The organism is Blautia sp. DFI.3.45 (assembly GCF_020593505.1).
GTDB classification, from domain to species: domain Bacteria; phylum Bacillota; class Clostridia; order Lachnospirales; family Lachnospiraceae; genus Blautia_A; species Blautia_A wexlerae.
The window spans coordinates 1-452 of record NZ_JAJDMI010000175.1 but is presented as its reverse complement, the minus strand read 5'-3'; the positions used below and the strand labels follow the sequence as shown (position 1 = coordinate 452).

Below are 452 nucleotides of genomic sequence, written 5' to 3'. Positions count from 1 at the left end.
GCAGGAAGCTCCCACTTCAAAATCTGTAAGATTTAAGTGGCGAGAGCATGTCACCGTGTATTCATTCTAATAATGTATGCGCCAGAGTTGGATGCCTGGCAGCATTTCAGAACAGAACCGATTTCTTTCAGGATTATCCGGAAGATACCTGTCTGGCAGCAATGATGACCTGTAACGAATGCAAAGGCGTCAACCCGATAGAACCCATAGAAGACAAAGGAATCCTGGAAAAGATAGACAGACTGGTCAGTGAAAAAATCAGTACCATCCACGTAGGTGTCTGTCGTCTCCCGGATGGAAAGCATGAATGTCCAAGGATGACACAGATCTGCAATATGATAGAAGAACGTGGAATCAAAGTAGTCAGAGGGACACATAAGGAATAAAAAAGTTTCCATACGTTACTGTTCACTCCGTTCACAGTAACGTAGCCAAAATTCATTCCAGATTGC

The 452-nt window shown here is 43.6% G+C and carries 1 protein-coding gene; it reads left to right on the top strand.

Annotated features, from left to right (window positions below; all coding sequences use genetic code 11):
• The first annotated feature begins 47 nt into the window (after nucleotides 1-47).
• Complete coding sequence (locus tag LJE09_RS17485; protein WP_118521761.1) at nucleotides 48-386, top strand: CGGC domain-containing protein; 339 nt, start codon at nucleotides 48-50, stop codon at nucleotides 384-386.
• Nucleotides 387-452: the final 66 nt, after the last annotated feature.